This window comes from Streptomyces sp. NPDC003011, from assembly GCF_053591515.1.
The window spans coordinates 1-14030 of sequence record NZ_JBSFTY010000095.1 but is presented as its reverse complement, the minus strand read 5'-3'; the positions used below and the strand labels follow the sequence as shown (position 1 = coordinate 14030).

General features: G+C 69.2%; 14 protein-coding genes and 3 pseudogenes. 1 reads left to right on the top strand and 16 read right to left on the bottom strand.

Features of this window, described 5'->3' with window-relative positions:
- The 9 genes from ACWD0J_RS34575 to ACWD0J_RS34535 are packed head-to-tail and all read right to left on the bottom strand — an operon-like array spanning nucleotide 1 to nucleotide 8660.
- Nucleotides 1-1563, bottom strand: coding sequence for a sensor histidine kinase (locus ACWD0J_RS34575; protein ID WP_451499813.1), 1563 nt, complete (start codon nucleotides 1561-1563; stop codon nucleotides 1-3).
- 13 nt (nucleotides 1564-1576) lie between these two features.
- A complete protein-coding gene (locus tag ACWD0J_RS34570; RefSeq protein WP_451499812.1) occupies nucleotides 1577-2464 on the bottom strand; it encodes a DUF5936 domain-containing protein in 888 nt (295 codons plus the stop codon).
- Between the two features lie 24 nt (nucleotides 2465-2488).
- The gene (locus ACWD0J_RS34565; protein ID WP_451499811.1) at nucleotides 2489-3433 is read right to left on the bottom strand and encodes a type II secretion system F family protein; all 945 of its coding nucleotides are present in this window, start codon (nucleotides 3431-3433) and stop codon (nucleotides 2489-2491) included.
- A 10-nt stretch (nucleotides 3434-3443) separates the two neighbouring features.
- Nucleotides 3444-4781, bottom strand: a complete 1338-nt coding sequence (locus ACWD0J_RS34560) for a CpaF family protein (RefSeq protein WP_451499810.1) — start codon at nucleotides 4779-4781, stop codon at nucleotides 3444-3446.
- 8 nt (nucleotides 4782-4789) lie between these two features.
- Nucleotides 4790-5182 (bottom strand): TadE/TadG family type IV pilus assembly protein, encoded by a 393-nt coding sequence (locus ACWD0J_RS34555; protein WP_451499809.1) that lies wholly within the window; start codon nucleotides 5180-5182, stop codon nucleotides 4790-4792.
- A gap of 1 nt (nucleotide 5183) precedes the next feature.
- Nucleotides 5184-5609, bottom strand: a complete 426-nt coding sequence (locus tag ACWD0J_RS34550; RefSeq protein ID WP_451499808.1) for a TadE/TadG family type IV pilus assembly protein — start codon at nucleotides 5607-5609, stop codon at nucleotides 5184-5186.
- Between the two features lie 2 nt (nucleotides 5610-5611).
- On the bottom strand, nucleotides 5612-6886 hold the full coding sequence (locus tag ACWD0J_RS34545; protein WP_451499807.1) for an AAA family ATPase: 1275 nt from the start codon (nucleotides 6884-6886) through the stop codon (nucleotides 5612-5614).
- Nucleotides 6887-6895: 9 nt separating this feature from the next.
- Nucleotides 6896-7603 (bottom strand): Flp pilus assembly protein CpaB, encoded by a 708-nt coding sequence (gene cpaB, locus ACWD0J_RS34540; RefSeq protein WP_451499806.1) that lies wholly within the window; start codon nucleotides 7601-7603, stop codon nucleotides 6896-6898.
- 58 nt (nucleotides 7604-7661) lie between these two features.
- A complete protein-coding gene (locus tag ACWD0J_RS34535; protein WP_451499832.1) occupies nucleotides 7662-8660 on the bottom strand; it encodes a hypothetical protein in 999 nt (332 codons plus the stop codon).
- 326 nt (nucleotides 8661-8986) lie between these two features.
- On the opposite strand from ACWD0J_RS34535, the gene ACWD0J_RS34530 reads away from it, so the two are divergent.
- Entirely contained in the window at nucleotides 8987-10690 is a 1704-nt protein-coding gene (locus ACWD0J_RS34530) for a chitinase (protein ID WP_451499805.1), read from the top strand.
- Nucleotides 10691-10770: 80 nt separating this feature from the next.
- Here ACWD0J_RS34530 and ACWD0J_RS34525 read toward each other — a convergent pair whose 3' ends face one another.
- The 7 genes and pseudogenes from ACWD0J_RS34525 to ACWD0J_RS34495 form a co-directional block, all read right to left on the bottom strand.
- A complete protein-coding gene (locus ACWD0J_RS34525) occupies nucleotides 10771-11280 on the bottom strand; it encodes a hypothetical protein (RefSeq protein WP_451499804.1) in 510 nt (169 codons plus the stop codon).
- Nucleotides 11277-11687, bottom strand: coding sequence for a scabin-related ADP-ribosyltransferase (locus ACWD0J_RS34520; protein ID WP_451499803.1), 411 nt, complete (start codon nucleotides 11685-11687; stop codon nucleotides 11277-11279). The genes ACWD0J_RS34525 and ACWD0J_RS34520 overlap by 4 nt, the downstream gene beginning before the upstream one ends.
- 145 nt (nucleotides 11688-11832) lie before the next feature.
- A pseudogene (locus ACWD0J_RS34515) lies at nucleotides 11833-12270 on the bottom strand (hypothetical protein); the annotation flags it as partial.
- A 112-nt stretch (nucleotides 12271-12382) separates the two neighbouring features.
- The gene (locus ACWD0J_RS34510) at nucleotides 12383-12817 is read right to left on the bottom strand and encodes an SMI1/KNR4 family protein (protein ID WP_451499802.1); all 435 of its coding nucleotides are present in this window, start codon (nucleotides 12815-12817) and stop codon (nucleotides 12383-12385) included.
- 415 nt (nucleotides 12818-13232) lie between these two features.
- Nucleotides 13233-13406, bottom strand: a pseudogene (locus ACWD0J_RS34505) (RHS repeat-associated core domain-containing protein); the annotation flags it as partial.
- Nucleotides 13405-13599: a hypothetical protein gene (locus tag ACWD0J_RS34500; protein WP_451499831.1), complete on the bottom strand. Its 195-nt coding sequence runs from the start codon at nucleotides 13597-13599 to the stop codon at nucleotides 13405-13407. The pseudogene ACWD0J_RS34505 and the gene ACWD0J_RS34500, both read right to left, overlap by 2 nt.
- Nucleotides 13600-13616: 17 nt before the next feature.
- Nucleotides 13617-13769, bottom strand: a pseudogene (locus tag ACWD0J_RS34495) (Scr1 family TA system antitoxin-like transcriptional regulator); the annotation flags it as partial.
- Nucleotides 13770-14030: the final 261 nt, after the last annotated feature.

Sequence of the window (14030 nt, the reverse complement as noted above, 5' to 3'; positions counted from 1 at the left end):
TCACGGGGTTGCGGGGGGCCGTGCTGCCAGGGGAAGTTCCAGGAGGACCTCCGTGCCCTTCAGGTGCGTGCCCCTGCCGATACGGATGCGGGCGCCCACCGATGCCGCCCGCTCGACCATGCCGACCAGGCCGAAGTGGCCCGACCGGCGGAGCTCTTCGAGGGTGGTGTCCGGGGGGAGGCCGCGGCCGTCGTCGTGGACGCTGATGCGCAGGACGCCGCCGTGGACTCCCGCGTGGACGTCGATGCGGGTAGCGGCGGCGTGGCGGTGGGCGTTCTCCATGGCCTCCGTGGCGATGGTGAGGAGGTGGCGGGCCACGGCGGGCGGGACCGGCGGCGGGGGCTCCGTCCGGTCGCCGGTGGGGTGGTACGCCGTCGGCAGGGCGGTACGGGTGCCGAAGTCGTGCGTGCGGGCGGCCAGTTCCGTGAGGATGTCGGTGGTGTGGCCGGGATCCGGCCCGCTCCGCAGGTCGGCGAGGAGTTCCCGGGACTCGGCGGCCGCCCTGCGTGCCGAGCGGGCGACGAGTTCGGCCTGCTGCTTGATCAGATCCGGATCCATGCGCGGGGCGCCCGCGGAGTGCGCCAGGCCGTCCGCGGCGAGGGCCACGCCGTGCAGGGTCTTGGCCACGGAGTCGTGCATCTCCCTGGCCAGGCGGGCCCGTTCGGCGTTCACCGCCTCCGTCGCGGCCAGGCGGGCCTGCACGGTGGTCAGGGCCTGGGTCGCGGTACCGAAGCGGAGCATCAGGTTGCGCAGGGTGGAGCCCACGGCTCCCGTGATGACGCAGAAGCCGGGCAGGAGCAGGGATTCCGCGAGGCCGGCGCGGGCGTCGCCCAGGGTGGCCTGGACGAGCAGCAGGATCAGCGACTGGAGGGAGGCGAAGACGGCGGCTCCTCGCCAGCCGTAGACGATGCCGGCGAGGAGCGGGGTGCAGACGCTGACGTAGGCGAGGGTGGTGTCCGGGCCCGCCGAGACCAGGAGCAGGGAGCCGAAGAGGGTGTCCGCGGCCAGCAGGGTGGGGTGGCGCAGGAGGAGGGGGCCGAAGCGTTCCCAGTCCCTGAAGAGGACGTACGAGCCCATGAAGGTGACGACGACGGCGGCGCCGACGAGGCGGACACCGAGGCCGGGGGCGGCGTTCAGGAGGGCGGCGGGGGCGGCTACGGCGATCATGGCCAGGCGGAAGCCGAAGACGTGACGGCACATGGCCTGGAGGGCGTTGACCTGGAGGGGGATGGGCGGGGCGGTCGGGGTCGTCGGGGCGGGGTCCGGTGCGCGTTCGGTCGCGGGGTGCGGTCCGTGTTCAGGGAGGGGTTCCCGGCCCGCACCACCGGGACCACTGCCACTACTGCCACTACTGCCACTACTGGCACCACCGGCACCACCGGCACCATGGGAATCACGAGCACCGGCACTCCCCGTCCCGCCTGCCCCCTCCCGCGCGGGAACCTCCCGTTCCCGGAGGGCATGACCGCCCTCGGTCGGCGTCCTCGTCGTCGGCGTCCCCGTCGCCGGCGTTCCAGTCCTCGGCGTCCCCGTCGTCGCCCTCGTTCTCGTCCTCGCCCTCACGTCTCCCTCCCCCCTACTCCCCCGTGATCGATCCGAAGTCCGTCCCCGAGCCGAGCAGCAGCCCCGCCCCCAGCAGGATCATCGTGGCCGGGACCATGAACGTCGTGATCATCATCGTGGCCTTGGGGACCGCGCGGGCGGCCTTGCGGCGGGCGTTCTGGGCGTCTGTGCGGCGCATGTCCTTGGCGAGGGACACGAGCGTGTCGACGATCGGCGCCCCCAGCTCCTCCCCCTGCTGCAACGCCGTCACGAACATCGCCACCTGTTCGGAGTCGTTCCTGCGGCGCAGTTCCGCGAAGGCCTGGCGGCGGCTCATGCCGAGGTCCATCTGACGGAGGGTAATGCGCAGTTCGTCCGCCCAGGGACCCTCGTACTTCGAGGCGACGCGGTCCAGGGCCTGGCGGAAGCCGAGGCCCGCGCTCACCACGACCGCCAGCACGTCCAGGAAGTCCGGCAGGGTCCGTTCGATCACGTCCTTGCGGATCCGGATCGCCGACCAGATGCCGACCTCCGTCCAGAAGGCGCCGAACGCCAGCAGCAACAAGGCCACCAGGACGTCGCCCCGGAGCAGGAACACCAGGAAGCCGACGCCGCCGAGGACGCCGTAGACCGCGCGGCGGGCCGCGTAGCGGTCGATGGTGAGGCCGCCGGGGTTGCCCGCCAGGTCGATCTTGCGGCGGTACTTCGCGACCTGTCCGGGGCCCATCAGCCGCAGCACCGCGGGGGCGTAGCGCATGCCCAGGCGGTCGATCACGGAGTCCATCGCACCGGTGCGGGTGGCTCCGACCTCCAGGGCCAGCACCAGGTCGCTGGGCAGTTTCGCGTCCGCCCGGTACATGCGGATGCCGGTGAAGGCGCCCCACACGGAAAGGCCCATCAGCAGGGCCAGCACAAGTGCCATCGCTCGCGATCCCCTCTCGGCCGCTCAGACGTCGATGCGGGACAGGCGGCGGATCAGGATGAAGCCCACCGCGTACAGCGCGAACGCCACGATCACCGCCGTCTGGCCCACGGGGGAGCCCGTCATACGGTCCAGCGCGCCGTCCTTCACCCCGTTCATCAGGAACAGCGAGCCGACCCCGAGGACCGGGACCGCGTACGACGTCATGCTCACCTGGGACAGCTGGGTGCGGACCTCACGCCGGGTCTCCTTGCGTTCCTCCAGGGTCTCCGTCAGGTTCCGCAGGGCGCTCACCACCTGGCCGCCCGCCCGGTTCGACAGGACCAACGTCGTGACCAGGACGACCAGTTCGCGGGACGGGAGGCGCTCGGCCATCTCGCCGAGCGCGTCGTCCATCGTCGCGCCCATCGCCAACTGGTTGGCCACCTTCGCGAGTTCCTCGCCGGCCGGTGCCTCCAGCTCCTCCGCCGCCATGCCGATCGCGGTCCGCAGGGCGAGGCCCGCCTGGGTGGCGTTGGCCAGGATGCGGGACATCTCGGGGAGCTGGTTGATGAACTTCTCGATGCGTTTCTGCCGTTGCCAGGTCAGGAACTGCAGGGCCGCCCAGATGCCCAGCAGCCCGGCGATCGGGCCGAAGAAGGGCGCCAGGGTGGCCTGGCCGATCAGCCACAGGCCGGCCACCCCGGCCAGCATCCCGGCGAAGAACTCCCCCGGGGTGATGTCCAGGCCGGTCGCCGCGAGCCGCAGTTCGAGTTTCCGGCCCGTCTTCGTCCCGCGCAGCCGGCGGTCCAGGTTGCGGAAGCGGCGCCGGCGGCCGGTCACCGGGATCTGGCCGGCCGCCGACAGACGCTCGACGAGGGCGGCCCGCTGTGCCCTGCCCTTGGCGTAGGTGTGCACGCCGGTCACGGCGAGGACGCAGGTCAGCAGGGCGACGCCGGTGGTGAGCGTGACGAGGGTCTGGAGATCCATGGGGGCGGTCCTACCTGGCTTCTCGGATGGCTAGCTGATCTGCGGACTGGGCCACGCCGAAGGCCTGGGGGGTGGGCTGGCTCGCCATGTAGAGGCGGTCGGCGGTGCGGCGCGGGAGCGGGAAGTGCTGGTAGGCGCCGTGGATCCGGCCGTCGGCCGCCATCGGCCGGGCGTCGAAGCGGGCGACGGTGACCAGCCGGTACGGCTCGCTGCCGCGGCTGTCGAGCACCGCGATCTCGGTGACGCGGCGGACGCCGTCGGCGAACCGGGTCAGCTGGATGATGACGTCGACAGCGCTGTTGATCTGGTCGTGCAGTGCCTCGAAGGGGATCTCCACCTCGGACATGGACGCCAGGGTCTTCAGCCGCATCAGCGCGTCCTCGGCGCTGTTGGCGTGCACGGTGGCCAGGGAGCCGTCGTGGCCGGTCGACATCGCCTGGAGCATGTCGAGGGACTCCCCGCCGCGGACCTCGCCGACCACGATCCGGTCGGGGCGCATCCGCAGCGAGTTGCGGACCAGGTCGCGGATGGTGATACGGCCCTTGCCCTCGACGTTCGCCGGACGCGCCTCCAGCCGGACCACGTGCCGCTGCTGGAGCTGGAGTTCGGCGGAGTCCTCGATGGTGATGATGCGTTCCGTGTCGGGGATGAGCCCGGACAGGGCGTTCAGCAGGGTCGTCTTGCCGGTGCCCGTCGCGCCCGAGACGATGATGTTGAACCGCGCCTGCACCAGCCCCGCGAGCAGATACAGCATGTGCTCGTCGAGCGAGCCGAAGCCGGCCAGCTCGCTGAGCGTGAAGGAGCGCGGGAAGCGGCGGATGGTGAGGATGGCGCCGGTGAGGGACAGCGGGGGGATGATCACGTTGACCCGCTCGCCGGAGGGCAGCCGGGCGTCCACCATCGGATTCGACTCGTCCACCCGCCGGTTGACCGTCGACACGATCCGCTCGATGGTCTGCATCAGCTGGTCGTGGGAGGGGAAGCGCAGCGGCAACTGCTCGACGCGGCCCCCGCGTTCGACGAAGATCGCGTCCGGGCCGTTCACCATGATCTCGGTGATCGACGCGTCTTCGAGCAGCGGTTCCAGGATGCCGAGGCCGAGTGCCTCGTCGACGACCCGGCGGATCAGCTGGGAGCGCTCCACCGTCGACAGGACGGGGCCCTCCCGGCTGATGATGTGCCCGAGCACCCGCTCCAGCCGCGCCCTGCGCTCGGCCGCCGCCAGCGCGCTCATCTCCGCGAGGTCGATCTCCTCCAGGAGCTTGGCCCGGTAGGAGGAGACCAGGTGGCCGTCCTCGCCCCGGTTGCCGTTCTCCTCGGGGGAGTTGATGCGTGAGCGCAGGCTCATGGGCTTCCTCAGTGGTCGAGCGGCATGGTGGCGGTCTTCTGGGCGGTGCCGAAGTCCCAGCCGGGGACGAACTGCGGGATCGCGATGGTGGCGGTGACCGTGACCTCGTCGGCGCCGTACGCCTGCGAGCACGTGGTGTCGTCGGCCAGCCAGCCGCTGACCGCGTTCTGGCACCCCTGCTGGGCGCTCTCCTCCAGCGAGGCGGCGCGCGCCCCGGCCCGGGCCGCCGTACCGGCCTGCTGGGCGGTGTAGGCGATGAGCCCGATCTGTACGCCCGCCATCGCGACCAGGATCAGGATCGGGATGAACCCGAGGTACTCCAGAGCGACCTGGCCCCGGTCGCGGCCACCACAGCGGCCGCCCCCGCGGCGGACCCGGCCCTTCCCGTCGTCGTACGGCATCTCAGTCCTTCACCTCCTCCACGGCACCGGCGTGGCCCGTCACGTCGAAGGGGAAACCGATGGAGCCAGGGAAGAGCACCGGGACGTGCAGGATGACGTCGGCCGTGACATAGCCACCGCTGGTGGCGCAGGTGACCTCGCCCGTCCACGCGCCCGGCAGCTTGTCCAGGCCCGCCTGCTCGCACGCCGCACCCCGCTCCCCCTCCGGCACCGCCGTCGCCGCCCGTACCGCCTCGTCCGCAGCATTCCCCGCCAGCGTGAAGGTGTATCCCAGCAACACGAACTGCCACATCAGCACCAGTGTCAGGATGATCAGCGGGGTCATGCCGAGGAACTCGACGGTGACCTGGCCCGCGTCGCGCCGGCCGGCCCGGCCGCTGCCGGCGGCCCGGTCGCCGTCCCGCCGCCCGATGACGGACGCCCGCATCCCTACCCCCCGAGTTCTCTGCGCCGCCGGAAGCCGGCCGCGCGCCGGTCGCTCCGCTCGCCCCGGTCGCCCCGGGAGCGGCTACCGCGCCGGGCAGCGCCCTCGGGGGCCTTGACCAGGCCCAGTTCCGCCGCGAGCCCCCACAGGGCCTGTTTCACCGTGCTCCTGCTGTCGAGTTCGTGGACGCGGCCGGCGTCGACCGCGCCCTGGAGTTCCTTGAAGTTGGCGGGGATCGCGGTGGCGGCGACGGCCGTGCCGGTGATCTTCTGGATCAACGGCGGCTGGATCTCCGTACCGCGGGTGTGGCGGTTGACGACGACGGTGGTCTCCTCGGCCTTGCGGATCTGCAGCCGGTCCCACATCCGGACCGTGCGCTTGGCACCCCGGACCGCGACCACGTCCGGGGTGGTGACCAGCAGGGCCGTGTCGGCCATCTCGACGGCCGCCGCGCCCGCGCCGCCGAGCTGGGCTCCGCAGTCGACGACGACGACCTCGTAGCGGGAGCGCAGGGCGCTGACGATCTGGCGGGCGGCGCGGTCGGTGACCTCCTCGCCGCGTTCGCCCTCGGCGGGGGCGAGCAGCAGGGCGACGCCCGTGTCGTGCCGGAAGACGGCGTCGGCGAGGACGCGGGGCGAGATGTCGGTGATGGCGGCCAGGTCGACGACCGAGCGGCGGAACTGGACGTCCAGGTAGGAGGCGACGTCCCCGGTCTGCAGGTCCATGTCGACCAGGGCCGTGCTGCGTCCGGACGCCTGGGCGGCGAGCGCGAGCTGGACGGCCGTGAGGGTCGCGCCGACGCCGCCCTTGGACCCGCTCACCGTGACGACGGTCCCGCCGACGCCGGTGAACACGTCGGCGCCCGCGCCCAGATGACGTCGTACGCCCACCGACCACTGGGCGACCGCCTGGACCCGGCTGGCCAGCTCCTCGTAGCCGAGGGGGAGAGCGATCAGGCCGCGGGCACCGTAGTCCATGGCGGCCTGGAAGAGGCCGGGGCTGACGTCGGAGGTGACGAGGATGACCCCCACGGACGGGAAGCGCAGGGCGACTTCACGGATCAGCTCCAGGGCGGGCACCGGGCCGATGCGTTCGTGGACGACGACGACCTCGGGCAGTTCGTCGATCGACTCGGCGGCGAGGCGGGCGAGGGTGTCGATGAGCTGCGTGGAGTCCGCCACCGGGGCGACCGGTTCGGCGTCCGGGAGCTGGCTGAGGAGTGTGGTGAGGGAACGGACCGCGTCCGCGTCGCCGACAGCCGGGAGGATCCTCGTGGGCATGGCGGCCTCTCACTTGTCCTTGGCGAGTTCGTAGGTGCGGTCCTGCTCCGGGACGGTGGTGTCGGTGCCGGGCGCCACGAGCGCGAGGCGGACCTCCTCGGCGAACGACTCCGCGTACGTGATGCGCTGGGCGTCGACGGTGGTGAGCGCGAAGGTGATCGGGACAGCCTCGGTGTCCTGCCGGGTGCGGTCGCTCTCGTCCGGCTTGAGCGCGGTCAGCCGGCCGACGTCGATGACCTTGGCGTTGGTCACGATGACCTTGGACTGGGCGGGGTCGCCCTCCCGCTGCCCCTCGAAGGTGGCGTACACGTTGACCGTCGCACCCGGCGTGATCTTCCCCGCCACCCCGGTCGCCGCGTCGATCATGATGGCGACCTCCTGCTGCCCGGGCCGCAGGGCGGGCTGGTCGACGATCATGTCGCTCTGCAGCAGGGAGCCCGCCTTCAGCGTGGTGACCGCGATCTTGCCGCGGATGTCGGCGAGGTCGGTGACGGCGGTGTCCGGCAGCCAGCGCTCGGGCATCTCGGTCTTCTCGAACTGGCCCGCGCTGAGACTGGTGTAGGGCGGCACGCTGGTCTTCAGCCGGTACGCGGCGACCTCGGGGCCGACCTTGGACTGCACGTCGTTGATGACGGACAGCACGCCGGCGAAGGCGCCGAGCGCGCACAGGACCGACAGAAGCAGGAGTATCACGCCGCGGCGCTGACGGGAGTTCATGAACCGTACAACCTCATCGGGGGGGTTGGGTCTGGCGGAGGCAGGGGTCCGGGTCGGCTCACCCGGCGGGCAGTTGGTTCCGGTACGCGGGTGACGCGGGTGACGCGGGTGACGTGTGGTTTTGGTACCCGGGCGACAGGGCTGCCGGGCGGGTCCGGGACCCGGGCGCCAGGGCCGAGGCGTGGTGCTGGTGGCCGGGCGGCACGGCCGACGCGGCCGGCGGGGGCGCGGTGGCGGAGCAGAAGACGCAGCGGTCGCCGATGACCTCGATGCCGCACCAGTGGCAGATGTTCTGCCGTACCGAGGTGACCAGTTGGTAGAGGACCGAGAGGTCGGGCAGGAAGGCGCAGAACTCGATCACCTTGCCGGTGCCCCACCACAGCGCGGACTCGGCGGGCAGCGGGACCTCGCGCAGCCCCTGGACGCTCCAGGACGTGGCCAGGGTCGCGCTGACCCAGTCGGACTGCAGCTGCCCGCGGGCGACCAGCATGGAGGTGGCGAACTCCGGGCCCGCGAGGGTCGCGCCGGGCGCGATGCGTACGAGCTGCGGCTGCGGGTGGGCGAGCACCCCGAACTGGCTGCCCGGCATCCATGACTTGGCGTGCGACTTCAGGCCCACGGGCACCCGGTCGAGTCGTGCGACGGAGCCGAGGAGAGCGCCGGCGTGCAGGTAGTGGGTGAGCAGCCGGGCGGCCGAGGCGAGCACGCCGGGGCTCAGGTCGCAGGAGGCGAGCTGCCGCAACTGGCGGGCCAGGACCGCGAGTCCGAGGGGCGGCAGATCGGGCCGGAACAGGGCGATCCGGTCGCTCTCCAGGAGGGAGCGGACGGTGTGCAGCCGTCGCTCGACCGCCCGGGGGACGGCCTGCGAGCACACGACGATCACATGCCCGTGCTGGTCGATCAGCGCCTGGAGGGCGGCCAGCGACCGGTCGAGCGGCTGCCGGTCCAGGTCCGGCAGGACGGCGGCGGGCACGGTTCGGTCGTCCTGCGGCGGCAGCGCCATGTCGGCGCTGGTCACAGCAATGGCAGTTGGCACGCGCAGCTCCCGAATCCCCATGCCCGTGGGCCCGTCCGGCGTCACTCCGGCGCACCCGGTCGACTTCACTGCGTGACTTCCTGAGCACTGTATCCACGCCCCTGTGACCGGAGAACAGCGTTTCTGTGACTTCCTGCTGGCGTTCGCAGCCAAAAAGGCGGCGATTTCAGCCCAGATGGGGCGCAGTTGCCGCAACACCTTCGGTCTCCCGGCCGAGTTGACGCGGCCCGCACCGCGAGACCCTTGACAGGCGAATTGGTCTGGACCAACTTGTAGGGGCAGCGGTGGCCACCGTCGTTCCCCGTCCCTCTCCCCCACCGGAGGCACCAGTGCACCGCGACCCAGGCATGCCCGGACGCAGACGGACACGAACCTTCGCCGGCACCCTCGCCGCGACGCTTGTCGCTCTCACCGCCCAACTGGCGGGCGCGGGCCCGTCCGCCGCGGCGGACGTCAACAACGTGAAGAACGCCGGCTTCGAGTCGGGCACCGCCGGCTGGACCTGTTCCGCCGGCAGCGGTACGACGGTCGCGTCCCCGGCGCACGGCGGCTCGGCCGCCCTGAAGGCGACCCCGGCCGGGCAGGACAACGCCCGGTGCACGCAGACGGTGGCGGTGCGGCCCGGCTCGACGTACACGCTGAGCGCCTGGGTGCAGGGCGGGTACGCGTACCTGGGCGTGACCGGCACGGGTACCACGGACGTCTCGGCCTGGACCCCTGACTCGTCGTCGTGGAAACAGCTCTCGACCACGTTCACCACCGGCTCCTCGACGACCTCGGTGACGCTGTACACGCACGGCTGGTACGGACAGGCCGCCTACTACGCGGACGACGTGTCGGTGTACGGCCCGGACGGCGGCGGTGGCGGCGGCGGCGACCCGGAGCCGACGGTCCCGGCGGCACCGGCGGGCCTGGCCGTGTCGGGGACCTCCTCCTCGTCCGTCTCCCTGACGTGGAGCACGGTCTCCGGCGCCACGGGCTACCAGGTCTACCGCGACGGCACGAAGGTGACGGCGGTGACGGGGACGTCCGCGACGGTGACCGGCCTCGCGGCCTCGACGTCGTACTCCTTCCAGGTCACGGCGACCAACGCGGCGGGTGAGTCGGCGAAGTCGGCGGCGGTGACGGGGCGGACGTCTTCCGGTGGCGGCGGGGGCGGCGGGACGGTGCCCAAGCATGCCGTGACGGGCTACTGGCAGAACTTCAACAACGGCGCGACGGTCCAGAGGCTCTCCGACGTGCAGTCCGCGTACGACATCATCGCGGTGGCCTTCGCGGACGCGACGACGACTCCGGGCGCCGTGACCTTCACCCTGGACTCGGCCGGCCTGGGCGGCTACACGGTCGACCAGTTCAAGGCGGACGTGAAGGCGAAGCAGGCGGCGGGCAAGAAGGTCATCATCTCGGTCGGCGGCGAGCGGGGCGCGGTGTCCGTGAACGACTCGGCGTCGGCGACGAACTTCGCGAACTCGGTGTACTCCCTGATGCAGACGTACGGCTTCGACGGCGTCGACATCGACCTGGAGAACGGGCTGAACGCGACGTACATGACGCAGGCGCTGCGGGCCCTGTCGGCGAAGGCGGGCCCGTCCATGGTCCTGACCATGGCCCCGCAGACGATCGACATGCAGTCCACGTCCAACGCCTACTTCCAGACCGCGCTGAACGTGAAGGACATCCTCACGGTCGTCAACATGCAGTACTACAACAGCGGTTCCATGCTGGGCTGCGACGGCAAGGTGTACAGCCAGGGCACGGTGGACTTCCTGACGGCCCTCGCCTGCATCCAGCTGGAGGGCGGCCTGTCCCCGTCCCAGGTCGGCCTCGGCCTGCCGGCGTCACCGAGCGGGGCGGGCAGCGGATACGTGTCCCCCTCCGTGGTCAACGCGGCCCTGGACTGCCTGACCCGGGGCGCGTCCTGCGGCTCCTTCAAACCGGCCCGGACGTATCCGGACCTGCGGGGAGCCATGACATGGTCGACGAACTGGGACGCGGCGGCGGGCAACGCGTGGTCCAACGCGGTGGGGGCGCATGTGCACGGGTTGCCGTAGGCAGGGCGGGGGGTGAACTCAGCGAGCTGAACTGAGCGCAGGGTGCGGCGTTACGGGGGGCGCCGCACCCGTGCCTCGGATCAGCCGTTCCCGCACCCGGCCGAAGAGTGCGAGTGATCTTGCCATTGAGGCTTGCCCCAGGATGCCGTGAAGAAATAGATCCACCAGATCGGGTTGATGAAGTTGAGCCAATTCTTCCTATTCTTCAGGTGACGCGCCCAGTAGGCGTCCTGCTTCTCTACGGAACCTATTCTCCCAGCAGGGGCGTAGCCGAAGGTCGGAACGAGGTCACGTACCGTCGGGGGACGCCACATGCGGAGAACGTAGACCATCCAGGCGCCATGGGATGCCGACAGCCCTGACGGCCTGACGTCGACCCGAGATCCGTTACAGCAGATGATGATTTCTCTAGATGAAACATCGGCCCTCATCGCCCGCAACGCTTCGAACACGTTGTCACCAGTTGCGGTCGACTCGACACCGGCGGGAGAAACCAGTCGAAGACGCCAAGGACCGTCCCCCTCAACCAGCATCCGCCACTCATTCTCCCGACCATCCACTTGAACACAGATGGGGAACTCTTCGTTCATTCGACGTATCCCGGGTTCTCGACAACTTCCCCTGTACGCAAACCGTAACGCCAGCGTTCCGCACGGACAATGTTACTCGCATCAACACTCCTGAAGATGACCTCCCGTTCCGATGGAAATCCTGTACCGTTTATGAAGGATCTAATGGCACCTCCGAGCGCCTTATTGACGTCCACACCATAGCCGTTACCGCGAATCTCGTACACCCAAGTACCACGCCCCCTTGCCGACTGCGGGAAGTTACCCGCCTCGCTGGCGCTCTTACTGGTACCAACCCAGTTGGATGGCGTGTCATGGAGGCTATACTTCCCAATATCTTCATTAACACCCTTCGGCGAAAAGCCGTTCTGGAATACCTCTTCAGGCGGTCGGGCATCCCCTCTGTATACAACTCTTGGTTCGATCACCGCCCTGCGCGGGACGTTGAATTCGTCAGCGACAGCTTGGCGACATGGCGTGAGACCTTCAGGGTCGATCGCTTCCAGCGGATTGTGGACGTAGGCGGTTGGATTGGGCGCCGGTGCGAGCCCGAGAGGGTCGGGGGTCAGGTAGCGGGCGGTTTCGGGGTCGTAGTGGCCCGCACTCGCCGTAGGCGTACGTCAGTTCGCGGCCGTCGACCGTCTCCGAGCGCACCCGGCCGTAGCGGTCCCGCAGCAGGGTGAGCGTGGTGCCGTCCGGGCCGGCGGCCTGGGCGAGCTGGTCGGTCAGGTCGTACGCGTACGTCGTGACCTGCCCGGCCGCGTCCTTGCGGATCGTCTGGCCCATCTCGTTGCGCTCGAAGGTCACGGTTTCGCCGACGGCGTTGGAGCGGGAGGTCAGGCGGCCCGCCGCATCGTACGTGTAGGTGAGGGTGCGGTCGTCGAAGTCCGTCTCTGCGGCCAGGCGTCCGGCCGCGTCGTAGGAATAGGTCCAGGTCAGGCCCTGCGGCTTGGTGACTCTCGTCAGCCGCAGTTCCTTGTCGTGGTCGAATTCGTAGCGCACCCCGTCCGGCTTGGCGGGCGGGACCAGGCGGGCTGGCTTGAGATCCCGCAACCAGCAGGCGGAGGCCCTAATGACATGGGTTGATCCTCGGCGAGGAGAACAGACATCAATTTCTTGTAGATTATTGCCGGTACCAGTCCTCGCCGCCGCTGGCGAGAGACCTTCTCAAGAAGCTCTCCAAGGAGGGAGAGATCCATGTGCGACTGTCTGTTTCATGGTCCCAGACGAATACGTCATCCCTCGCCGGGATCCGAACGAATGCGAACTGATCCCCGCCTCCGTTGTCTCCGAAGAACATCAGTGGCTTAAACGGCATGTACAAGGCGCGAAACTGCTCGTTGTTACGGAACGCCGCGTTCTCGGCCATAATTTTCTCGGACGTCCACACCAATTCCGTACCGAAGTTGGCTTCGATTCCGTCAGTTTCGCCGAGAAAAGCTCGAAGTGTATGGGGAACTTGTTGCCCTAGGCGGCTTTCGATGTCGGACAGGGAGCCTTCCGTTGCCGGATTGTGTAGCTCGATGTCATCGAATTCCGCCAGCAGTTCGCGCCACATGATACTGTCTTCCTTGACTGTCGTTACCTGATACGAGGGCTGAACCAGTTTCCGAGCGTATCATCAATGGCCGTAGCGTGATCCAGTACCTGTTGCCGCGTCGGGCTCGGATGCGCATCATAGAATCGATTCCAGGCCACGCGCACCTCACTCAAGTGAATGCGGCTATTGATATCACCCTTCGGTATTCCGCGAAGGTTTTCCAGAGAATGAATCTCGTCCGGAGAGAACAGCCCTGGGTAGCGCCGTAGGACCTGCTGCTCAATAGCATGATGAACTACTACGTTCCCTTGGTCGGATGAGCCGCGAAAAACGCGGCTCTGTAATTATGGCTTGTGGCACTGACGACGCTCGCCTCCTCGCGTAGGGGTACATCCTTGCCCAGGACAGTTTCGTTTCTGGCCGCTGCATTCTTCTCCGCGTCCTCGCATGGTATGAGTCCCAGCGGATCGGTCCAGACATGCGGATTGTGGACGTAGATGTCTGGGTTGGGTGCCGGTGTGAGTCCGAGGGGGTCGAGGGTGAGATATCTGGCGGCTTCGGGGTCGTAATGGCGGAAGTAGTTGTAGTGCAGGCTCGTTTCCGGGTCAGAGCAGGTGGTCCGCTTTCCCCGCCTTGATGTCGAGGATCATCGTGCGGAGCGCTTCGCGGGAGTCGGTGAGGTAGGCGTCCTCGGCACCGGCTATGGCGATGTAGGCGTTGCCTTGGGGGTCGGTGCCCAGGCGGAAGCAGTTGTTGCCCGGGTCGCTTGAGTGCCGCCGTACGGCATGCGCAGGGCGGATTCGTGGACGTATGCCACGTACGGCAGCGGCTCCGGCCGCTCGAAGACCAGCTTGCGCTCCATGCGGTGCGCGACACCCAGCTCGATCTCCAGACGGCTCAGTGGCGGCAGCACGGCAGCGAAGACGGCACGGGCGTATGCCTCGGTCTGGAGGAGTCCCGGAATGTGCATGACCTGAGCGGTTCGTACGCGGACGGCATGCCACTCCAACTCGGCGATGTCCAGAAGTCCCGACGGGAGCGTTCCGCGGTGGCGTTCCCACCACCCACACTCCTTCCAGGCGGCCATGCCCACAAGGGCTTCGACGTAACTCTCCTCCCCACAGGTGTAGTTGCAGGCCGGCGCAGGAAAGCCCACGTACCCGCACCCGAGGAGTCGCGCCATGCCCATGTCCCGCTGCCCCGTGACACCGCCCTTCACGGCGGACGCCAC